Origin of the sequence: Ancylomarina longa, from assembly GCF_003996985.1 — a bacterium.
Classification (GTDB): domain Bacteria; phylum Bacteroidota; class Bacteroidia; order Bacteroidales; family Marinifilaceae; genus Ancylomarina_A; species Ancylomarina_A longa.
The window spans coordinates 108552-129998 of sequence record NZ_RJJX01000008.1; the positions used below are offsets into that span (position 1 = coordinate 108552).

Here is a 21447-nt window from a genome sequence, read left to right on the forward strand (position 1 = left end):
ACTTAATGTGATGCCATAGAGCTGAGGCGTACCTGTGCTTTTTGTGCTCTTCGATTTAAAAAATTTACTAAAAGCAAACTGCAGGCAATTACAAACATCCCGATAAGGGAAATAGTATCCGGATTCTCGTTGGGCAATACCAACCAGCTTAAGCAAGCTCCAAATATCGGTATAATAAATTTCCAGGTATTTAAATTGGATACCTTAACACCCTCGCGACCCAATAAACCAAACCAAATGGTAATAGCTAAAGCAGATACCATTGCCAGCCAGCCTAAAGAAATATAGTATTCGCCGGGATGTACGGCAGTCCAGTTGGGATGCTCGATGGGAATAGAAAAGAGTAATAGCATGGCTCCTCCAATAATCATAGAGAAGGAAGCAAGCACCCGTGGAGGCATATTTTTTGCATCACGCGACACAATTACATTGCCCGTGCTTCCTACGATATTATTGAGCAGTAAAATACCAACCCCAATGGGAATGGTAGTGGTGAAAACAAAATCTGCTCTGCCCAAACTAATAATGCAAACTCCGCTTAAACCAAGTAGAATAGCGAATACCTTTTGCCAGCTCATTTTATCGTTGCGAAGCATGATGTGAGCCATTATTGCCGCAAATAATGGTTGTGCACCAATTAGCATTGCTCCTAATGCTCCGGGCACATAGCTAATTCCGGTGTAAAATAATCCGTAAAGAAAAGTGGTTTGCAAAAGGGCAACCCAAAGTACGAATCTCCATCGCTTGCTGGCTTCCTTTACCTTCACACGAAAGTCTTTTATAAAAGGAAGTATAATTAATCCCGAAAGGAAAAAGCGAAGACCTGCAAATTGAAGCGGGGTGGTATATTTTAATCCGATTTTGATTGCTGTAAATGGTGTGGCCCATAGCAAACAGGCAATAATTGCCAATACGGTGGTTGACAGAAAAAATTTCTTCATTATTTGGAAAATAGTTTCTGCAAACTTAGGCATTTTATTGTAGGGATATAGAGGCTGATTTTTAATTGTTTCGTTTTTTGAAAAGTAATCAATATTTCAAATTGCTTACTGGCAGATTCAAAGTATTCTCTCATTTAAGGGGGAGAGGAGTGCGCTAACTTCACCTATCAACTGTTTCTCCTCACGAAAAGATGCTTCCGCGACAGGCAAAAGCTTATCCGCGACAGATTTTTTTTGTTCTGCATCAACGAGTTGTATTTCCACATCAAACTTTTGTTTTTCTGCGTCACAGGTCTCTTGCTCCGTGTCAGCCGGAAACTCTTCACTATGAAGTTGAAGGTCAAATCTGTGAAGTTGAAGGCTCACCTCTTGAAGTTGAAGGCCAAATCAATGAAGTTGAAGGCTCACCTTTTGAAGTTGAAAGTCAAATTTGTGAAGTTGAAGGCTTGTTTCTTGAAGTTGATGCTTATCCTTTTGATGCAGAAGGAAAAAACCATGAGGAGGAAGAACAGGCAAGGGCAAAGGAGTGTGATACAGGAGAAAAGGAAGCATAAAAAATCCCCGCCAAATCTGCATCTGACGGGGATTGAATTATCAATTACTTTGATATTATTTTTTATCTTCTTTCAACCACTTGTCTAACCAACTGGCGAAAGTACGTTGCCAAAGTATTCCGTTCTGAACACCCAATACCCAGTGATTTTCTTCGGGTAAGCTAAGTAACTGAGCAGGAATTCCGCGTAAACGGGCAGCATTAAATGCTTGCATTCCCTGTGTTTCCACGATACGATAATCTTTACCACCGTGAATTATCAAGATTGGAGTATCCCAGTTCTGAACAAATTTATGTGGAGAATTGGCATAAGAACGCTGTGCAATCTTATTCGATTTATCCCAGAAAGGACCGCCTAAATCCCAATTCACGAACCACATCTCTTCTGTTTCCAGATATTGTGCTTCTAAATTGAACATTCCGTCGTGAGCAATAAATGCTTTAAATCGCTTGTTGTGATGACCGGCAAGCCAGTAAACGGAGAATCCACCATAGGAAGCACCCACGCAACCCAAATGATCTTCATCTACATATTTTTCTTGTTTTACTGCATCAATAGCGCTCAAGTAATCTTTCATGTTTTGTCCGCCGTAGTCGCCAGATATTTGTTCATTCCAGGCTTGTCCAAATCCAGGTAAACCCCTGCGGTTTGGTGCCACTACTATGTAACCATCTGCAGCCATCATCTGGAAATTCCAACGATAACTCCAAAACTGAGAAACAGTTCCTTGTGGTCCGCCCTGGCAGTAAAGCAAGGTTGGGTATTTTTTGTTGGCATCGAAATGTGGTGGATAAATCACCCATACCAACATTTGTTTGTTGTCGGTAGTTTTTACCCATCGTTTTTCCACTTTACCCATTTCCAGCTGGCTTAATATATCTTTGTTGATCAAAGAAATTTCCTGAGCTTCGCCTGTAGTTGGGTTTACTTTATAGATTTCTGATGGCTTTGACATCGATACCATGGTGGCAACAAGTGCATCGCCTGCAACATGTACGCTTCTGTAGTTGTGAATGCCATCGGTAAGCTTGGTAATTTTACCATCGGAAAGATTCAATTTATAAATCTCATCGGTTGCATGCCAATCCGAGATAAAGAAGATGGCTTTTCCATTATTACTCCAGGTAAGATGTGCGATATTCTGATCAAAATCCTTGGTGTAATAAGTTTTTTCACCAGTTGCTAAATCCATTACGAACAGGCGGTTCTTGTCCGATTCGTAACCATCGCGTTCCATGCTTTCCCATGCCATCTTGCTTCCGTCAGGAGAAAATACCGGGTTCATATCATATCCCATCATACCTTCTGTTCTATTCATGGTCTTGCCAGTAGCAATATCATAAAAATAGATGTCAGAATTGGTAGATTTTGCGTATTCTACTCCTTGTAGTTTGCGAGAAACATAGGCTAATACCTTGGAATCGGGAGTCCAGACTACCTGTTCCATTCCTCCAAAAGGTTTTACAGGGGAAGACCACTTCTCACCCGGCATAATATCTTTACCAGTGGTGATTTTATTGCTGTAATCGGCAACAAATATATGGGTGTAAGTATCCACCCAATTGTCCCAATGACGATAGTTCATATCATTGATCACTCTTGCATTCGCTTTTGGTAGATCGGGATATAAATCAGGAACGGTTTTCTCTTCATGCACCTCTTTGATATAAGCAATTTTGCTTCCATCAGGAGCGTAATTGAAGCCACCAATTCCACCATCGATATCTGACACTTGAACAGGATTGCTGCCATCTGGATTCATTTCCCACATTTGCATACTACCGCTGGCAGCACTTAAATACGCAATTTTTTTTCCATCCGGACGCCAAATTTCATTGTACTTATTTTTGCTGGTATTGGTAAGTTGAACAGGTGTTCCTCCATCTACCGAAAGGGTGTATAAATCACGATAAGATCTGTTTTCTTCTTTATTGAAATAGGTTACTCCGTAAAGAATTGTTTTTTGGTCGGGAGAAAGGTTTTCTCCGCCCAATCGTCCGAATGACCACAGAACTTCAGGGGTCATAACATCCGATTCCAGTTTTGTTTTTGGGGTCTGATAAGATTTGTCGCTCATAGAATTGTTGTCCGCTTTTTCGCAGGAACACAAGCCAGTTACGATCGCCAATCCTAACAGAATTTGTTTGTTTTTCATATAAGTATAGGTTTGTTGGAATAATAAAATTCAGTCTGGTAAAAGTAATGATTTAAAGCGATTCGCAATAATCAGAACGCATTACAATTTTTAGATTACGCTAGTTTGTCAGAAGTAATCTGAGTTTGAAGCAGGACATTAAAAAAAGGTTCCCCATAGGAGAACCTTTTTAGATTATATGTAGACTTTAATTATTCAACAGGAGTGTTAATCGCATCCACAATTTTAGTTTCTAATTCTTCGGCAAGCTCTAGATTGTCAGCTATTAGTCTTTTAACAGCTTCGCGACCTTGTCCTAATTTTGTGTCTCCGTATGAAAACCAGGAACCGCTTTTTTTGATGATATTGTATTCTACTCCCAAGTCGATGATTTCACCGGTTTTAGAAATACCTTCTCCGTACATGATATCAAATTCAGCTTTGCGGAATGGAGGTGCAACTTTATTTTTTACCACTTTTACACGAGTATGGTTTCCGTTTACTTCATCGCCATCTTTAATCTGTCCAATTCTTCGGATATCCAAACGTACCGAAGCGTAAAATTTCAAGGCATTACCACCAGTAGTGGTTTCCGGGTTTCCGAACATCACACCAATCTTTTCGCGCAACTGGTTGATAAAGACACAAGTTGTGTTTGTTTTGTTGATGTTGGCGGTTAATTTACGCAATGCCTGAGACATCAGACGAGCCTGCAATCCCATTCTGGAATCACCCATTTCGCCTTCAATCTCTGCTTTTGGTGTTAAGGCAGCTACAGAGTCAATTACAACCATATCGATGGCAGATGAACGTATTAATTGATCAGCAATTTCCAATGCCTGTTCCCCATTATCTGGTTGCGATACTAATAAATTTTCAATGTCAACGCCCAGTTTTTCAGCGTAAAATCTATCGAAAGCATGCTCCGCATCAATAAAAGCACAGATACCACCTGCCTTTTGAGCTTCGGCGATAGCATGAATGGCCAAAGTTGTTTTTCCTGATGATTCAGGACCATAAATTTCCACAATTCTTCCTCTTGGGTATCCTCCAACACCTAATGCCAGATTTAAGGATAGAGAACCAGAGGAGATGGCGGCAATATCTTCAATGGCTTCATCTCCCATTCTCATTATTGCACCTTTGCCATAGGTTTTGTCTATTTTATCCATGGTTAGCTGAAGGGCTTTCAGCTTTTCTTTGTTGATTTCAGCAACTTCTTTTGCGCTCATAGTATGATTTGAATTATTTATTTACAAGTTTAATCCCATTTCAGATAAAATCTGATTGGTATGGTCTTTTGTTTTTACTTTGGAGAACACTTTCTCAATGATTCCTTGTTCGGAAATTACAAAGGTGGTTCGCAGAACTCCCATATAGATTTTCCCATATAGTTTTTTCTCTCCCCAAGCACCGTATTTTTCCAGTATTTCTTTGTCAGGATCTGATATCAGGTTAAAAGCCAGGTTGTATTTGGCAATAAATTTATTGTGTGAAGCTATACCATCCGGACTTACACCAATCACTTCAAAGCCTAGCTTTGTAAGCTGATCGTAATTCTCATTCAAATTACAGGATTCCGCCGTACAGCCTGGGGTATTGTCTTTGGGGTAAAAGTAAAGAATTACTTTCTTTCCTCTAAAATCAGAAAGACTGATGCTTTCTTCACTTTGATTTATCCCCTTGAATTCAGGGGCTTTATCCCCAGTTTGTAATTGTGTCATCATTACTGAAATTTGATTTGCAAATATACCTTTCTCCGAAGAGAGGTGCGAATTTTATTGCTTAAAAATAGGAACAGATGAAGTTAAAAAAAAATGTATCTAAAACATCAAAGCAAGAATTATTTTTTCAAATTTAAAGAAGATATTTTGTTAATCTTATTCATCTGTTTTGTAATTTCGTTCTTACACTTTATATATTATCTTTGTTATAAATATTTACTATATTAACTTTTTTATATTATTCGCATTCCATATCCTGTTTCATCAATGATTGATAGGGAATGGTGCGAGGGCTTATATTTTTTGTTTTTGATTAGGAAGGAGGAATTCCAATTTCCATATGCAAGAAATCGATTCTATGAATAATACAATGAAATTACGTTACGCTGCACTTTTTATTATTTTATTAATTTCTCAGTTTTCCATTGCCCAAACTTTTAGTGGTGGAAAAACAGAGCAGCAAATTGAAGAGGAAGCATTCGCTTTTTTTGATGCCGAAAGCTATCAGAAGGCATTGCCTTTATATCAGGAACTAATTAATGTTTATCCTCAGGATCCGGAATACAACTATTATCTGGGTGTTTGCGAAGTAGAATTGAACCAGAATGTAAAGGAAGCGATTCAACACCTTAAAATTGCTTCTACAAAAAATGTAAATGCTTCGGTTCCCTATTATTTAGGACGAGCATTTCATATGAATTATCAATTTAATTCTGCGATTCGTTATTACAGGAAGTTTCGGGAATTCTATAAGAAGAAATCTGTTGGAATAGATCGTTTGATTGAGATGTGCCAAAATGGACTTCCTATAGTGAATTCTTACTATGTGCTAGATTTGAAGAAAAAAAAGGTGGTGGATAGAAATGAGTTTTTTCGTTATTACGATTTAGAAGGATTTGACGATAGATTGTCCAAGAAAACCAAATCAATAAAATCGCGCTACGATGGTACCGGAGATAAAGATGTTGCTTGTCTGGCAAATAAAGGTCAGTACATTTATTTCTCCAGCTATGGCAAAAATAAAAAGAACGGCAGAGATCTTTATCGTGCAAAAAGACTAAGAAATGGTGGTTGGGGGGAATGGGAGCCTCTTAGTGCATTGAATTCTACCTTTGATGAGATCTACCCTTATATGTCCAGCGATGGCAGAACATTATATTTTTGTTCTCAGGGTCACAGTAGTATGGGTGGCTTCGACATATTTAAGTCTGTATATAATGAAATTACAGATACATGGACAGAGCCACAAAATTTGGGATTCCCTATTAATTCTACCTCAAACGATTTGTTTTATGCGACAGATCTGAATGGTGAATATGCTTGTTTTGCATCTAGTCGGGAGAATGGAAAAAATGATCTTACAATTTATAAAATAAAAATATCAGAATATCCTGAGCAGAAAGTAGTTTTGAATTCAAATTTGTTAGCAGATCTGGCAGTTCTTAAACCAAATTCTTCGAATTTCGGAGCAAATGTGGTCTTGCAAAATGAAATGGAAGAATTCATTTACATCCAGAAATATAAGAAGAACAATTTCCCCTACTTCAATTTTCCTGTTTCCGATCAGCTAGATTATCATTATCTAACAGACTTTAAGTCGAGTGAAGCAAGAAGTGTTTTTATGGAGTCTAAGAATGATCAATTTAATTCTGATAGTCTACAGCTCATAACAGATGATTTGCGGATGCAGTTGAAAAAGGCTGAGGGAACTCCAAAGTCAATTTTGAGTTTGAAAATTACAAAAGTTGAACAAAGTTCTTATGGATTGGGACAGCAAGCGGAGCGTAAATTAAAAGAAGCGCAATCTTTGGAATCGGATTATTTGAATAAGCACATTGTTGGAACTGTAAATACAGATATAAAGAAAGAAGCAAAAACTGGTCAATTGGTGATGACATCCGAGGTGATTCCAGCAAGTGGGAAAAGTGATTCTTTCACGACAGATCAATCTTACATTTATCATTTACAGGTTGGGGTATTCTCGAATCGACCCAAAAAGAATTTCTTTTCCGGATTGGATCCTGTTACGGAAGAGGTTGTTGGTAACGGAAAGTTATTTAAATATATGGTTGGAAATTATACCACTTTTGCGAAAGCAAAGGATGCGATTCCTGAAATCAGGCAATTATTTCCTAATGCTTTTGTAGTTGCATACAAAAACGGCGTTAAAGTAGGTTTGAGTCAGGCCATTAAAATTACAGATCAAAATTACCAGCCTGAACCTATTGCAAAAAAAGAAGAAGACATCAAGCAGCCGCTAAAAATAAGAAATTCGAATAAGGTTACCTTTAAAGTGCAGGTTGGTGCCTTTTCAGCCGCAGTACCTCAGGATGTGAAAAACAAGTTGGAGGCTTTTTCGAAATATGAAATTGAATATACGAAAGACTATAGAGGATATACAATTTGTACCGTAGGTGATTTTGATTCCTATAGTAAAGTGAGTAAATTAAAGATGGAACTACGGGAAGCTGGATTAAAGGATGCGTTTACTGTTGCCTACTCTGGAAACGATAAAATAACTATTCAGCAAGCTTTGGAAATATTACGTCAATAAAATTAAGCTATGTTTGATTTTGAAAGACATTTTGAACAGGAGAATTGTGAGGTCATTGAGGATATTCTTGATAGGAATACATTGTTGTTATACAATGATGATTATCACACCTTCGATTTTGTGGTGGATGCTCTGGTTGATGTGTGCAAGCATGAACCGAGTCAGGCAGAACAATGCGCATACATTACGCATTACAAAGGAAAATGTGATGTGAAAAAAGGAAGCTTTAAAAGAATAAAACCATTGAGAGATCGCCTTACTGAAAGGGGCTTGAAGGTGAGTATTGTATAATTTAGAAAATATAAGATTGCCAATGACTATTTTTATTATTGTTTTGTTGATTGTATTTGGAATCGTATTATTGTTGTTGGAATTTCTGGTGATACCTGGAATTACATTAGCTGCATTGGCTGGGATTCTTATGATTGGAGGTGGAATTTATCTCTCCTACGAGCATTATGGAAATTTAATTGGAAATATAACAGTCTTGTCGACACTTATTTTGAGTGTAAGTATTTTGGCTTTAGCTCTTAAATCTAAAACTTGGAATAGAATTAAGTTGCAAACAGAAGTCGATTCTAAAATAACAAAGGATGAGGTAGATGATATTGTGATTGGAGACCAGGGATTATCTGTTTCCCGACTAGCTCCAATGGGAAAAATTAAGGTGAATAAAAAGATATTAGAGGCTAAATCAACCGGAGTTTATATTGATGAAAAAACAAAGGTAGAAGTAGTCGGAATTATTGATAAAATTATAATTGTAAAACCTATCTAAAATTAAATCTAATGGAAATTGGTGCATTGGTATTATTAATTGTGGCAATAGCAGTTGGTATTTATATCTTCTTCTATTTTATTCCTGTTGGGATGTGGTTTTCTGCTCAGTTATCTGGCGTGAGAATTTCATTAATTCAACTTGTATTTATGCGTTGGCGTAAGGTTCCGCCAAGGGTAATTGTTAATGCTTTAATTGAAGGAACAAAAGCAGGTTTAGTTCTGAATCGAGATGAGTTGGAGGCTCACTATTTGGCTGGTGGGCATGTTGCGCAGGTTACTCATGCTTTAGTTTCTGCATCAAAAGCGAATATTGATTTGCCTTTTCAAATGGCTACGGCAATTGATTTGGCTGGTAGAGATGTGTATGAAGCAGTTCAAATGAGTGTAATTCCAAAAGTAATTAATACTCCACCTGTGACGGCAGTATCGAAAGATGGAATTCAGCTTATTGCGAAAGCCAGAGTTACTGTACGTGCCAATATTCGTCAATTGGTTGGTGGTGCCGGGGAAGAAACCGTATTGGCTAGAGTGGGAGAAGGAATCGTATCTTCAATTGGATCCAATGAATCTCATAAATCAGTTTTGGAAAATCCAGATTATATTTCTCGAGTTGTATTGGAGAAAGGTCTGGATGCAGGTACAGCTTTTGAAATTCTATCTATTGATATTGCGGATATTGATATAGGTAAGAATATTGGTGCAGTGCTTCAAACTGATCAAGCTGAGGCTGATTTGAAGATAGCACAGGCAAAGGCTGAGGAAAGAAGAGCTATGGCTGTTGCTTCGGAGCAGGAAAATAAAGCATTAGCTCAAGAAATGAGAGCGAAAGTGATTGAGGCAGAGGCAGAGGTGCCACTTGCCATGGCCGAAGCTTTTCGTAATGGTCAACTTGGTATCATGGATTATTACCGGATGAAAAATATTGAAGCGGATACTAGTATGCGTTCAAATATTGCCAAGCCACCTGAAAAAGGAAAGAAAAAATAATTCAGAATAGGTAATTTATAAAGCCGGAATTAAAGTTATTTGCTTTGATTCCGGCTTTGTTGTGAAAAAAAAATAGTGTTTTAAAATAGTAATCTCATTGATTTATAATTTACTATAATAAGAAGTATAAAAATCTTTAATCAATGCAAGAAAAATATTTTGCACATCTGAAATTTTTACATACTTTTGCTACCGCTAACAAAAGGAGAGGTGGGTGAGTGGCTGAAACCACCAGTTTGCTAAACTGGCGTACTGAGCAATTGGTACCGGGGGTTCGAATCCCCCCCTCTCCGCAAATTTTCGGGGTGTAGCGTAGCCCGGTTATCGCGCCTGCTTTGGGAGCAGGAGGTCGCAGGTTCGAATCCTGCCACCCCGACGAAAATTGCCGAGGAGTTTCAAAACTTCTCTTTTTTTATCTTATTGAAGTACCGAAATTAGTTTTCGGGGTGTAGCGTAGCCCGGTTATCGCGCCTGCTTTGGGAGCAGGAGGTCGCAGGTTCGAATCCTGCCACCCCGACGAAAATTGCCGAGGAGTTTTAAAACTTCTCTTTTTTTATCTTATTGAAGTACCGAAATTATTTTCGGGGTGTAGCGTAGCCCGGTCATCGCGCCTGCTTTGGGAGCAGGAGGTCGCAGGTTCGAATCCTGCCACCCCGACTAAAAAGAGAAGTCAATTTGGCTTCTCTTTTTGTATTTTACGACCTACCAATATTTTCATTTAATTGTGGCCATTGAAATAGGGGATGAATGTGCATTTTTTACCTTTGCCGAAGAAGGTGATTGTTAGTTTAAATTCTTTAATTCGGTGTATCAATTGCCTGGCAACAAACACAACACAAACACAATTAACCACAATGGAGTCAATAAAAGAAATTTATAGAATTGGTTATGGTCCTTCAAGTAGCCACACAATGGGACCAAGAAAGGCTGCGGAGATATTTTTAAAACGAAATGCTTCTGCAGCGCATTACGAGGTTGTTTTATTTGGTAGTCTTGCAGCAACAGGTAGAGGTCACTTGACCGGGGTTGCAGTAGAAGAAGTATTTCAAAATCGAGAATTAGATTTGATCTGGAAGCCTGAAATTTTCTTAAAAAAACATCCCAATGCACTTCAATTAAAAGCTTTTGACTCTCACGGAGAATTATTAGACGATTGGACTGCTTACAGTATTGGTGGGGGTGCTATTATTGATGATGATACAAATCAGGATTATAAACAAGTCTATGATTTAACCACAATGGATAATATTTTGGAGTGGTGTAAAGAGAATGACAAGCAATTGTGGGAATATGTAGAGGTAAGAGAGGGCAAGGAAATTTGGGAATTTCTTGAGGAAGTTTGGGATGTGATGAAATCAGCAATTCATAGTGGAATGAAAATGGAAGGTGAATTGCCAGGAGGATTAAAATTGGCACGAAAAGCGCATATGCACCAATTAAAAGCTATGAGTTATAAAGGACCAATGCGTAAACGAGCGATGTTATATGCTTATGCTCTCGCTGTTTCAGAAGAAAATGCAGGAGGAGGGAAAATTGTAACAGCTCCAACCTGTGGTTCTTGTGGTGTTTTACCCGCTATTTTATTTTATCACAAAAAAATTTATAAGTTCAGTAAAAAAGATATCCTTAAAGGATTGGCAACAGCCGGATTAATTGGGAATTTGGTAAAGAAGAATGCATCAATATCCGGTGCAGAAGTGGGATGTCAAGGAGAAATTGGGACTGCATGTGCGATGGCTTCAGGGGCAGCAACTCAAATTCATGGAGGAAGTATTTACCAAGTGGAATATTCTGCTGAAATGGGATTAGAACATCACCTGGGGCTAACTTGTGATCCTGTATTAGGATTGGTTCAAATTCCGTGTATAGAGAGAAATGTATTTGCTGCGGCACGAGCTTTAAATCACAATACATTTGCTTTATTATCGGATGGACGCCATAGAATCAGTTTTGATCAGGTAACAGAAACCATGATGAAAACGGGCTTGGATTTACCTAATTCTTATAAGGAAACTTCCATTGGAGGCTTGGCTTCACTTAAAGGATTTACTTATAGGTAAATTTTGATAATCAACTGATGAATTCATGATCGATGGTGTATATGAAAATCACATTTTAGTTGTTTTAATTTATTTCATTATTTATCACTGAAATTCTCGCTTAAGTGGCATGTATTGAAGGATTATTAATAATCAAAATGAGCTTTCTAATTTTCGAAGTTATTGGTGATTTATGAAATTCAATTCTCTGTGCAATTAAATTTAACTCATTAATAAATATTTTACCCTAATAATTAAAATGTAATGTACATTACATTTTTAATGCTATTTAAAGTATATATTACCGACTCAATAATAACTTAATCGAGATAAGTTGTATTTTTAAGATATGCAAATAATTTCCCATAAGTATTGTTGAATTAGTAAATTGTAAACATATGGAATGGAAGGCGAAATTTCGAGTTTTGGATATGTTATTACGTATTGTAACGGCAGTAATTTTAATACAAACATTGCATTTTAAGTTCTCTGGACATCCTGAAGCGATTCATATATTTTCGACTATTGGGATGGAGCCCTGGGGAAGATATGGAGTGGGAGCAATAGAATTAATTGCTGGAATTTTATTCTTCATTCCTCGGTTATGGAAACTAGCAGCCATAATCACTTTTGGTTTGATGATAGTTGCCATTTGGTTTCATTTATTTACACCTTTGGGAATTGTGATAAAATATGATGGCATTTCAGATAAAGGACAGTTGTTTGGAATGGCCTTAACTGCTTTGATATTTTGTATGTATCTTCTATATCGTGCAAATATTCCAAAAACATATCGCGAATTAAGATCAAAATATAAAACTCTAGATTAGAAATGCATAGTAAGTTAAGCTATAAAGAGAAGTGTGCCTGCGAACGCAGTGATTTTTGCACTTTTGTATATCAGTCTGAAGGATTTAATGATGTAAATAAAAAATATTTGGTTCAGGCTATCGTTGGGGATCGTATATCTGGTTTGTTATACGTGAGCGGTACACTAACAGGGTGGAGTTTTGTTGCAGGGATTATTGATTCTGTTCTATTTCCAGGTGTTTTTATATATGCGTTGCTTCATGGAGTTGTTGACTATAAGGTGTTGATGCCACCAGTTCTATTCTTAAGCCTAAATTTAATCGCAAAAATTGGATACATCTCCTATAATCTGCTTAGCAAGGTTAAGTTTTATGATATCTTAATTTCCTCTTTACCGTATGCAGGATCCGCTTATTTGTTGAAGAAGTTTATTGTAAATGATAAGGTTTTATCTAAAGCTATTTACAGTTATCTGAAAATCAAGAAAAAGAAAATTCAATATGAAATTTTAAGGTTTTTCCATCTAATTAGTGAATCAAATTAATCTTGTAAATAATTTCTGTACACAGGATTGATAGTGGTGATATCCCTATTGAAGAGACATTCTGTATTGCAAGAAAATGTATTATCCCTAAAATAAAGGAATTCATTACAATTTTCGAATTTTATTTTCTCTAGATTTGGATGAGTTAATACAATTTTGTGAGTTGTATATTATCACTTTTCATTAATTTAAAAGATTCATCCAAATTTTGAATTATAGAGATTTAGGATGATATAAAAAAAACAGAATGAATAAAATACTTATACTAATAGGATTGTTTATGGGGATTTATTTTACGGGGATGTCTCAAACATCAGATTCCCGAGGATATATTGTTAAGGCTGGTCAAATGGCACCAAATTTTACAGTTGCATTAACAGATGGTAAAAAAGTAGAACTTTCTCAATTTAGGGGAAAAGTTGTGATGCTACAATTCACCGCTAGTTGGTGTGGAGTTTGTCGTAAGGAAATGCCTCATATCGAATCTGAAATTTGGAAAGAACATAAAGGAAAGGATTTCATTTTGATTGGTTTAGATCGTGACGAACCTTTAAACAAAGCAGAAAGTCTTATTGCAGCCACTAAAATTACATATCCTTTGGGATTGGATGAAGGTGCAAATATTTATACAAAATATGCTGATAAGGAGAGTGGAGTCACCTGTAATGTAATCATTGATCGAGAGGGTAAAATTATTTTCTTAACCAGGTTATTTAATCCTGAGGAGTTTGGGGCAATGAAAAAAGTTATAGAAGAAGAATTGGCGAAATAGTTTAATACTACGTCTTCTATTGTTATTTATTTTTACGGAGCAGAAATTAACTAAATAGCTAATGGAGCATTGATAATATAATAGGTAATATTGAAATAAAATAGTAGAAAAAAGTGGGCGGTGACTAGCCGCCCAAACTACTACTTAAATTTACTTATGAAAAAGAACTTTCAATCACCCTATGTATTAAAAGTATCTATTCAGAAATAAAGTTACTACTTGTTTTTATTATAGAGGAATACTCTCCTTTATTTTTTATGAAACAACGATTTTAATTAATGAAACCTCTATTATCAATGAATAATTATTTCTTTTCTACGCGGAAGGCTTTCCTGTTTTTTCATCAATTTTGTTTCATCTCCGATCGTTATAAAATAAAAAATAGATAGATATAGTATATTTTTATAGGATGGATTATCCATTTTAATCTTTAATTTATTCATTTTTCTATATGTTCTGTCTACGTTTTACCCCTAATTAGTGGTGTTATTTTAAGGAGTAATTGAATGATGAATATATCCCATTAAATTTTTCTCGATCTGATGTGTTCTTTTTCGAAGATATTTAAATAAGCTAAAAATATCGATGTTTACCTATTGCATTTAGAATTTAGCTAATTTTATAGCTATATTGATTTCGGTTGTTAGACTTGAAGTCAAACCTTAATAATTTTAGAATAAGAATTTATGGATAAGGATTTTGTACAAATATTAGAGAAGGTAAGAACCTGTCTTTTTAAGAAAGGGGTGAAAGAATTTTCTTTTGAGAATCTTAAAGATTTTGGTATATCAAAATCTGAAGTCTCGAAATATGTGAATTCTGAGGAGGAATTGGTGGAGAAACTTCTCGAATTTGAGAGAAAATCATTTGAATCAATATTTTTAGAGTATAATTTCGAAGGTCAAAATGCTATTGATATTTTATTTATTGTAAGTCAGGAAATTAATTCCAGATTTGAGCGTGTTTCACCTTCTGTTACCATTGAGTTAGAACAGTATTTTCCTGAAATTTATAGTAAGCATATGGACGAAAGAATGTCTTTTATTTTTGATAAAATTCAGATTAATGTCCAAAAAGGAATGGCTCAGGGAATGTATCGCGATGATTTAAGTGAAGAAATGGTGGGTAGAATGTATCTGTCGAAATTAGAGGATATGCATAATCCGGAATTGTATCCTCCGGAAAGATTTAAATTTGGAACTATTTATGATACAATGATTGATGATTTTGTGAAGAGTATTGCTACCGAGGAGGGACTTAGGTATTATAGACAAAGGAAACAATTACTGGGAGTATTAAGTTTTGGAAGATAATATTAAAATTTCGTTAGCTCCAATACAGGGATATACCGACTGGATATATCGGCGAGCATTTCAAGAATATATTGGGGGTGTAGATGAATTCTATACTCCTTTTCTTGTATTGCAGAATGATGGAACGATTAGAAAATCTCACCAAAGAGAGGTTGAGCCATACATAGAAAAATCTATAAATTTAGTTCCTCAATTTGTAGCAGGAACTATTTCTGAATTTAAATACTTTGAGGACTATTTTTCGGAATTAGGATATGTAAAAATGAATTGGAATTTAGGATGTCCTTATCCAATGATAACAAAAAGAGGAAGAGGTTCCGGGCTGTTACCTTATCCTGAAAAGATACGTGATTTGCTGGATAATGCTTATAGTTCGAAGTTAGCTTTGTCAATAAAGTTGAGATTAGGTTTAATCGATCCGAAAGAAATTTTTTCTGTTCTCGATGTCTTGAAGGATTTTAATTTGGATGATTTAATTTTACATCCGCGAACAGCGAAGCAAATGTATAAAGGAGATATCGACAGAAATATTTATGAGCAGTGTGTGAATAGTTATAAGAAGGAAATTGCTTATAATGGTGACATCGCTTTTGAGGATGATTATAAGGAGTTAATTCTCAGATTCCCGAATTTAAGCCATGTTATGATTGGTCGAGGAATTTTGAATGACTTGTATTTACCAAAAAAAATAAAAGGTCTGGATATCCCTCCTGAAGAGGAGCGTAAACAAATTTTGAAGCAATTTCATCAGAAAGTTTTCACTGATAATTGTGGGCTTCTAAATGGCGAAGCTCAGGTATTGCATAAAATGAAACCATTTTGGGAACATTTTTCGAATCATTTTCAAATGGAACGGAAAGTTTATAAACTGATCAAGAAATCTGTAGGAATAAATAAGTACGAAAAGGCAGTGGATTTCGCTTTTCAACAAAATTTAAAAGATTAATAAATCTTCTGCTGTTCGTAATTAAGGATAAGGTTTCTACAGTAAAATAATAATTTTTAAAATTACATAATTAATTGAGTTAATGGAATATACGCTTGAGCATACAGATCAATTTTTTCATGTGGGTTTTAATAAACCGGTTCGAATTTTGAGTTCAGCCATCTTAAATGGAGGAAGTCAGATTGCAAATCATTTTTTTAATTTTAAGGTTGATGAAAATTTTAATGGTGAAAAAAAAGTATTTGAAGCTCCTGATAAAACTTTGGCGAATTTTGCTGATTCTAAGGAGTGGAATGGGAAATGTGTTGGAATGATGACTGCTGCCTTGATGAGTTCTTTTCAAAGAATTAGAATAGAGGAACAAGGTGTATGGATTGAAGTTCTGCTTACATCTGGTGTTTCAAATGCCCGGAGAGCTGGGGATTTGGCGGATTATCGATTAATGTATGAAGAGGCTCAAAAAGTGGGAACCATTAATATTCTGGTACTAACTAGTGCACATCTTACCGAAGCAGGTATGGTAGAGTGTATTATGATGGTATCGGAAGCAAAGGCAGCATGCCTACAGGATTTGGATATTACAAGTCGCATTAGCAATAAAATAGCAACGGGAACAGGAACTGATTCAACAGCTATTGTTTCCGGTAGCGGACCTAAAATAAATTATTGCGGTAAACATGTTTTGTTTGGAGAGATTCTAGCCAAGGCTGTTTATTTATCGCTAAGTAAATCTTTATCATCCGAAAGTTGATCTATAATAAATTGCACTCTGCCTGGAATTGAAATTTTGGGCAATTCTATTACCTCAAATTGTAAATCGGTATAGGTTTCTTTTATAAACTTATAAATTTCATTAGCATCTTCGAATGATTCTGGTCTTTCTGTATCGTTGATGAAGATATCATTCCAAGGAGGAGCCAAAAAAACTATATTATTATAATCCTTACAGCTTCGATAATATTTTTGAGGAATCGTGAGTCCGCCTCTTTTCATATAGGCAATGATGTCTGGTAATCCTCTGTCAAAGAAATAGTTTCGGTCATCATAACAGCCAGATAATTGTTTGAGCATTTTATTGTAACAAGCATCGGCAAAGGCTTCAAGATCTTGCCAGGGTAATTTGTTTCCCCCGATTTTATTTTGTTCCCGAATAATTATCCTTGATATTTCTTCAAATCCACAAAATCCTTCTTTTATCAAAGCATTTAATAAACTCGATTTTCCTGATCCCGGACCTCCGGTTATGATATATCTGTTGTTAAAAACCGTCATGTTTATTTCTCTTTTTGCAGATGAGTATAAACCAAATCCATATTTACATTTTTACGAATTAGATCCGCTAAACGATTATATTGAGATTCTTTAAAGTCTTTGTAATTAAAATCAAATGGTAAGTCGATTTGATAATCGCTTAAAAGATATTGCATTACGATAGAGTTATCCAGGATGCCATGGATATAAGTTCCCCAACAGTTTTTATTTAGGTGATAGCCGTCTTTTTTAGAGTTAGACAATTGATTTAGCGGTTTTTGCTCCGCAAGCTCCTTTGTTTCTCCCATATGGATTTCATAACCGAGACACTCCTCCTCAAAATCGAGAAATTGAAATTTGCATTGTTCCGTTAATTTTTCATCAGTTATCGTTGTTTCTATTGGAAGAAGGCCTAGGCCCGTAATACTGGTAATATTACCTTCAATATTATTGGGATCTTTTATCGCAGTTCCCATCATTTGGTATCCTCCGCAAATTCCAATTATTTTTTTTCCATCATTATAGGCTTCTATAATAGCTTGGGCTATTCCATTTTGTTTTAGTATTTGTAGATCGGATATGGTGTTTTTACTTCCGGGAATAATAATAATATCTGCACGTTGAATTTCTTTTGCCTGTTTGCTATAATAAAGATGAATTCGGGGATCTTGCTCTAAGGCATGAAAATCAGTAAAATTTGCCATACGCGGAAGCTGTACAACCGCACAATTAACTTGGTTGCTTTTATATGATTTAAATCTATTTTTTAAACTGACAGAATCTTCTTCCTCGATATGGATATCTGTAAAATAGGGCAAAACTCCAATAATAGGTTTTCCTGTAAGTTCTTCTATTATTTTTTTTCCACTCTCAAACAGGGTAACGTCACCTCTAAATTTATTAATTATAATTCCTTTTATTTGATTTCTTTCCTGTTCGTCTAATAATTGGATGCTTCCATATACACTTGCAAATACGCCACCTTTATCAATATCTGCAACTAAATAAGTGGCAGCATCTACTTCGGTTGCCATTCTCATGTTGGTAATATCTCGCGTTTTTAAATTTAATTCTGATATACTTCCAGCACCTTCCAATACAATTGGATTATATTTTTGATTCAGTCGAAGAAAAGCAGTTTTAGCTTCGTGAAATAAAGCTAGTTTATTATCTCCAGTAAAATAATCTATGGCTGATTGTATTCCAATAGGTCTTCCGTTTAGTACAACTTGTGAACTTTTATCATTTGTTGGCTTTAGCAGAATAGGATTCATGTCAGTATGGCATTCTAATTTACATGCTTCCGCTTGAACTGCCTGAGCTCTTCCTATTTCAAGTCCTTCAATGGTTGCATAAGAATTTAAAGACATGTTTTGGGCTTTAAATGGTGCCGGCGAATATCCATCTTGTTTAAAGATTCGGCAAAAGCCTGTATTTATAATACTTTTCCCGACATCAGAACCTGTGCCTACAAACATTATTGGTTTAAGTTTTTTCATAAATTTTATTTATAGGCGAGAAGTATTTCTATTGGAATAACTGGTGTTTTTCTGTGAAAATTTCTTTACTGCTTCTCTAATTATAGATTTCTGGAATTGTATTTTTCATTACGCTGCAAAAATAATTTATTATTACAATTGTAGGATTGTTTTATAACAGATGGATCTATTTTGTTTGAAATAGCTTTTTACCTATTATTATTATTATTATTATTATTATTCGTGTTACGAATAGAGTTTAATCAATCTAAATTTGAAAAATGAGTGATATTAGATTTTATTTGGTTATAAATTATTAATAATTTTGCCTTTATTGTAATAAATTGTAACGAGATTTCTGGTTGAACAATTTCACTCAATTCAATTCTTGTTTCAATATAAGTATTCAATCTTATAAAAAATTATTCAAAATGATGAAGCAAATTTATTTTCTGAAAGTGAATTTGCTAACCCATTAGTTATGTATAATGTGTCACAAATATTCTCTCACTTAAATTATTAGATGTTTATGTGATACTTTTTATTTGGGATGTAAAAATAAAAATTAAACAAATGAAAGTTCATATTGATGAAGTTGATCAGAAGATCTTATCTTATCTGATTAAAAATGCAAGAATTCCATTCCTGGAAATAGCAAGAGAGTGTGGTATTTCCGGAGCTGCGATTCATCAACGGGTAAAAAAATTGGAGGATGCTGGAATTATTGATGGATCCAGATTTATAGTAAAACCAAGAGCTTTGGGCTATGAGGTTTGTGCTTTTGTGGGAATTACTTTGGATCATGCACATCAATATAAAATGGTAGTAGATAAAATTGATGCAATTTCTGAAATTGTTGAATGTCATTTTACTACTGGAAATTATACTTTCTTAGTGAAAATGTTGTGTCGTGATAATCAGCATCTAATGGATGTGTTGATTAATACATTGCAAAATATTCCAGGTGTCTCCAAAACAGAGACTTTTATTTCTCTTGATCAAACTGTTGACCGGGAAATTAAATTATAATAGAAACATACAATGAATGGTAAAGCTTCCTATAATAGGTGGCTTTTTTTTGTAATACAAATTACTGTTATTTTGAAATTTTTGAACCCTATTTTTGTATCTTACGAATTCATTTTACAAAACACTTAAAATACTTTAAATATGTTTCCAAAAGAAGTTTATATCAATCGACGCGAGCGATTACGTGCATCAATGAAAGATGGAATTGCTATTGTACTTGGCAATCCTGATGCTCCAATGAATTATGCTGATAATATTTATCATTTCCGTCAGGATAGTACATTCTTATATTTCTTTGGAATTGATCATCCAGGATTTGCTGGGGTTTTCGATCTTGATAATAATGAGGATTACGTTTTCGGAACTGATTTCGATATTGATGATGTTATTTGGATGGGACCTCAACCAAGTGTAAAAGAATTGTCTCAGAAAGTAGGCGTTTCGAATACTGCACAATTTGGAGAGTTGAAAAACTTGGTATCTAAAGCAGTACAGGAAGGTCGAAAAGTTCATTTCTTACCAGTTTATCGTGCTGAGAATAAAATTTTGATTCATGAGTTATTAGGAACACCATTGGGTCAGATTAAAGAAAAAGCTTCGGCAGAATTTATTCGAGCGGTAGTTGCATTGCGCGAAATTAAAGACGAGTATGATATTAAGGAATTAGAACGCGCTGCTGAAATTGGTTATCAGATTCATGTTACCGCTATGAAGATGGCTAAAGCAGGTGTGTACGAAAGAGAAATTGCGGGAGAATGTGAAGCGATTGCGTTAAGAGCTGGTGGTGCTCTTTCATTTCCTGCTATTGTTTCCAGACGAGGAGAAACATTGCACAATCATTATCATGGTAATAAACTGGATACAGGTGATTTATTATTAGTTGATAGTGGTGCCGAAACGGATACGCATTATGCTTCTGATAACACAAGAACAGTTCCGGTTGGCGGAAAGTTTAGTAAAAAGCAAAGAGAGGTTTACGAAGTAGTTTTAGCAGCAATAAATAAAGGTAACGAATTAATCCGTCCAGGTGTTACCTATCAAAGTATTCATCTAGAGGTGTGTAAGGTGATAGCTTCCGGCTTGAAGGAACTTGGTTTGATGAAAGGAAATGTTGATGATGCTGTAAAAGCAGGAGCGCATGCACTTTTTATGCCACATGGTCTTGGGCATATGATGGGATTGGATGTTCATGATATGGAAGATTTTGGAGAAGACTTTGTTGGCTATGACGATAAAGTTCAAAGAATAGATCAATTCGGTACTGCTTATCTTCGTTTGGGAAAGGAATTAAAACCAGGTTTCGTTTTAACTAACGAACCGGGAATTTATTTTATACCCGCCTTAATTGATAAATGGCAAAATGAAGGACTGCATAAAGACTTTATTAATTACGAAAAATTGAAAGAATATCGCGATTTTGGTGGAATTCGATTGGAGGATGATATATTGGTGACTGAGAATGGAAATCGTCTAATTGGTAAAAGAATACCAATTACGGTAGATGAAATTGAAGCAATTATGTCTTGATTTAGTAATACTTAAATAGTTATAGGCAGCTTTTAGTCAAAAGCTGCCTTTTTTATTTGGTGAG

Annotated in this window: 20 protein-coding genes and 4 tRNA genes; 18 read left to right on the top strand and 6 right to left on the bottom strand. The window is 35.4% G+C overall.

Features of this window, described 5'->3' with window-relative positions:
• Positions 1-2: 2 nt before the first annotated feature.
• A complete protein-coding gene (locus DLK05_RS07980; protein WP_209319786.1) occupies positions 3-941 on the bottom strand; it encodes a DMT family transporter in 939 nt (312 codons plus the stop codon).
• Positions 942-1132: 191 nt separating this feature from the next.
• Between DLK05_RS07980 and DLK05_RS07985 the strand changes: the two genes are divergently transcribed.
• Positions 1133-1495, top strand: coding sequence for a hypothetical protein (locus tag DLK05_RS07985; RefSeq protein WP_127343484.1), 363 nt, complete (start codon positions 1133-1135; stop codon positions 1493-1495).
• A gap of 55 nt (positions 1496-1550) precedes the next feature.
• Here the strand turns inward: DLK05_RS07985 and dpp5 are convergent, their stop codons facing one another.
• From dpp5 to bcp, 3 genes are all read right to left on the bottom strand, one after another.
• Positions 1551-3650, bottom strand: a complete 2100-nt coding sequence (gene dpp5 / locus DLK05_RS07990; RefSeq protein WP_127343485.1) for a dipeptidyl-peptidase Dpp5 — start codon at positions 3648-3650, stop codon at positions 1551-1553.
• Between the two features lie 191 nt (positions 3651-3841).
• Positions 3842-4861 (bottom strand): recombinase RecA, encoded by a 1020-nt coding sequence (recA, locus tag DLK05_RS07995; RefSeq protein ID WP_127343486.1) that lies wholly within the window; start codon positions 4859-4861, stop codon positions 3842-3844.
• Between the two features lie 21 nt (positions 4862-4882).
• Entirely contained in the window at positions 4883-5353 is a 471-nt protein-coding gene (gene bcp, locus DLK05_RS08000; protein WP_127343487.1) for a thioredoxin-dependent thiol peroxidase, read from the bottom strand.
• 358 nt (positions 5354-5711) lie between these two features.
• On the opposite strand from bcp, the gene DLK05_RS08005 reads away from it, so the two are divergent.
• From DLK05_RS08005 to DLK05_RS08075, 15 genes are all read left to right on the top strand, one after another.
• Positions 5712-7907 carry a PD40 domain-containing protein gene (locus DLK05_RS08005; RefSeq protein ID WP_209319787.1) on the top strand — a complete coding sequence of 732 codons (2196 nt, stop codon included), beginning with the start codon at positions 5712-5714 and terminating at the stop codon, positions 7905-7907.
• A 9-nt stretch (positions 7908-7916) separates the two neighbouring features.
• Positions 7917-8198, top strand: a complete 282-nt coding sequence (locus DLK05_RS08010) for an ATP-dependent Clp protease adaptor ClpS (protein ID WP_127343489.1) — start codon at positions 7917-7919, stop codon at positions 8196-8198.
• A 22-nt stretch (positions 8199-8220) separates the two neighbouring features.
• Complete coding sequence (locus tag DLK05_RS08015) at positions 8221-8685, top strand: NfeD family protein (protein WP_127343490.1); 465 nt, start codon at positions 8221-8223, stop codon at positions 8683-8685.
• An 11-nt stretch (positions 8686-8696) separates the two neighbouring features.
• Complete coding sequence (gene floA, locus DLK05_RS08020) at positions 8697-9674, top strand: flotillin-like protein FloA (protein ID WP_127343491.1); 978 nt, start codon at positions 8697-8699, stop codon at positions 9672-9674.
• A 204-nt stretch (positions 9675-9878) separates the two neighbouring features.
• Positions 9879-9967 (top strand) — tRNA-Ser (locus DLK05_RS08025).
• Between the two features lie 8 nt (positions 9968-9975).
• Positions 9976-10050 (top strand) — tRNA-Pro (locus DLK05_RS08030).
• Between the two features lie 66 nt (positions 10051-10116).
• A tRNA-Pro gene (locus DLK05_RS08035) sits at positions 10117-10191 on the top strand.
• Positions 10192-10256: 65 nt separating this feature from the next.
• Positions 10257-10331 (top strand) — tRNA-Pro (locus DLK05_RS08040).
• A gap of 197 nt (positions 10332-10528) precedes the next feature.
• Positions 10529-11734 (top strand): L-serine ammonia-lyase, encoded by a 1206-nt coding sequence (locus DLK05_RS08045; RefSeq protein WP_127343492.1) that lies wholly within the window; start codon positions 10529-10531, stop codon positions 11732-11734.
• A 377-nt stretch (positions 11735-12111) separates the two neighbouring features.
• Positions 12112-12543 carry a DoxX family protein gene (locus DLK05_RS08050; protein WP_127343493.1) on the top strand — a complete coding sequence of 144 codons (432 nt, stop codon included), beginning with the start codon at positions 12112-12114 and terminating at the stop codon, positions 12541-12543.
• 2 nt (positions 12544-12545) lie between these two features.
• On the top strand, positions 12546-13067 hold the full coding sequence (locus DLK05_RS08055; RefSeq protein WP_127343494.1) for a hypothetical protein: 522 nt from the start codon (positions 12546-12548) through the stop codon (positions 13065-13067).
• Between the two features lie 247 nt (positions 13068-13314).
• Positions 13315-13839 carry a TlpA family protein disulfide reductase gene (locus tag DLK05_RS08060; RefSeq protein WP_127343495.1) on the top strand — a complete coding sequence of 175 codons (525 nt, stop codon included), beginning with the start codon at positions 13315-13317 and terminating at the stop codon, positions 13837-13839.
• Positions 13840-14525: 686 nt separating this feature from the next.
• Entirely contained in the window at positions 14526-15152 is a 627-nt protein-coding gene (locus DLK05_RS08065; RefSeq protein WP_127343496.1) for a hypothetical protein, read from the top strand.
• On the top strand, positions 15142-16098 hold the full coding sequence (locus DLK05_RS08070; RefSeq protein ID WP_127343497.1) for a tRNA-dihydrouridine synthase family protein: 957 nt from the start codon (positions 15142-15144) through the stop codon (positions 16096-16098). Before DLK05_RS08065 ends, DLK05_RS08070 begins: the two co-directional genes overlap by 11 nt.
• An 82-nt stretch (positions 16099-16180) precedes the next feature.
• A complete protein-coding gene (locus tag DLK05_RS08075; RefSeq protein ID WP_127343498.1) occupies positions 16181-16849 on the top strand; it encodes an adenosylcobinamide amidohydrolase in 669 nt (222 codons plus the stop codon).
• Here DLK05_RS08075 and DLK05_RS08080 read toward each other — a convergent pair.
• Together DLK05_RS08080 and DLK05_RS08085 are read right to left on the bottom strand one after the other, a co-directional pair.
• Entirely contained in the window at positions 16810-17370 is a 561-nt protein-coding gene (locus DLK05_RS08080) for an AAA family ATPase (protein ID WP_127343499.1), read from the bottom strand. The two genes, DLK05_RS08075 and DLK05_RS08080, sit on opposite strands and share 40 nt — an antisense overlap.
• 2 nt (positions 17371-17372) lie before the next feature.
• On the bottom strand, positions 17373-18848 hold the full coding sequence (locus DLK05_RS08085) for a cobyric acid synthase (RefSeq protein WP_127343500.1): 1476 nt from the start codon (positions 18846-18848) through the stop codon (positions 17373-17375).
• 552 nt (positions 18849-19400) lie between these two features.
• Here DLK05_RS08085 and DLK05_RS08090 point away from each other — a divergent pair.
• Complete coding sequence (locus tag DLK05_RS08090; protein ID WP_209319788.1) at positions 19401-19856, top strand: Lrp/AsnC ligand binding domain-containing protein; 456 nt, start codon at positions 19401-19403, stop codon at positions 19854-19856.
• Positions 19857-19997: 141 nt separating this feature from the next.
• A complete protein-coding gene (locus DLK05_RS08095) occupies positions 19998-21383 on the top strand; it encodes an aminopeptidase P family protein (protein WP_127343501.1) in 1386 nt (461 codons plus the stop codon).
• Positions 21384-21447: the final 64 nt, after the last annotated feature.

Bases quoted from the DNA above. Each gene is read 5' to 3' on its own strand.
- DLK05_RS07980 (WP_209319786.1), bottom strand. From the start codon at position 941: ATGAAGAAATTTTTTCTGTCAACCACCGTATTGGCAATTATTGCCTGT.
- DLK05_RS07985 (WP_127343484.1), top strand. From the start codon at position 1,133: ATGCTTCCGCGACAGGCAAAAGCTTATCCGCGACAGATTTTTTTTGTT.
- dpp5 (WP_127343485.1), bottom strand. From the start codon at position 3,650: ATGAAAAACAAACAAATTCTGTTAGGATTGGCGATCGTAACTGGCTTG.
- recA (WP_127343486.1), bottom strand. From the start codon at position 4,861: ATGAGCGCAAAAGAAGTTGCTGAAATCAACAAAGAAAAGCTGAAAGCC.
- bcp (WP_127343487.1), bottom strand. From the start codon at position 5,353: ATGACACAATTACAAACTGGGGATAAAGCCCCTGAATTCAAGGGGATA.
- DLK05_RS08005 (WP_209319787.1), top strand. From the start codon at position 5,712: ATGAATAATACAATGAAATTACGTTACGCTGCACTTTTTATTATTTTA.
- DLK05_RS08010 (WP_127343489.1), top strand. From the start codon at position 7,917: ATGTTTGATTTTGAAAGACATTTTGAACAGGAGAATTGTGAGGTCATT.
- DLK05_RS08015 (WP_127343490.1), top strand. From the start codon at position 8,221: ATGACTATTTTTATTATTGTTTTGTTGATTGTATTTGGAATCGTATTA.
- floA (WP_127343491.1), top strand. From the start codon at position 8,697: ATGGAAATTGGTGCATTGGTATTATTAATTGTGGCAATAGCAGTTGGT.
- DLK05_RS08045 (WP_127343492.1), top strand. From the start codon at position 10,529: ATGGAGTCAATAAAAGAAATTTATAGAATTGGTTATGGTCCTTCAAGT.
- DLK05_RS08050 (WP_127343493.1), top strand. From the start codon at position 12,112: ATGGAATGGAAGGCGAAATTTCGAGTTTTGGATATGTTATTACGTATT.
- DLK05_RS08055 (WP_127343494.1), top strand. From the start codon at position 12,546: ATGCATAGTAAGTTAAGCTATAAAGAGAAGTGTGCCTGCGAACGCAGT.
- DLK05_RS08060 (WP_127343495.1), top strand. From the start codon at position 13,315: ATGAATAAAATACTTATACTAATAGGATTGTTTATGGGGATTTATTTT.
- DLK05_RS08065 (WP_127343496.1), top strand. From the start codon at position 14,526: ATGGATAAGGATTTTGTACAAATATTAGAGAAGGTAAGAACCTGTCTT.
- DLK05_RS08075 (WP_127343498.1), top strand. From the start codon at position 16,181: ATGGAATATACGCTTGAGCATACAGATCAATTTTTTCATGTGGGTTTT.
- DLK05_RS08080 (WP_127343499.1), bottom strand. From the start codon at position 17,370: ATGACGGTTTTTAACAACAGATATATCATAACCGGAGGTCCGGGATCA.
- DLK05_RS08085 (WP_127343500.1), bottom strand. From the start codon at position 18,848: ATGAAAAAACTTAAACCAATAATGTTTGTAGGCACAGGTTCTGATGTC.
- DLK05_RS08090 (WP_209319788.1), top strand. From the start codon at position 19,401: ATGAAAGTTCATATTGATGAAGTTGATCAGAAGATCTTATCTTATCTG.
- DLK05_RS08095 (WP_127343501.1), top strand. From the start codon at position 19,998: ATGTTTCCAAAAGAAGTTTATATCAATCGACGCGAGCGATTACGTGCA.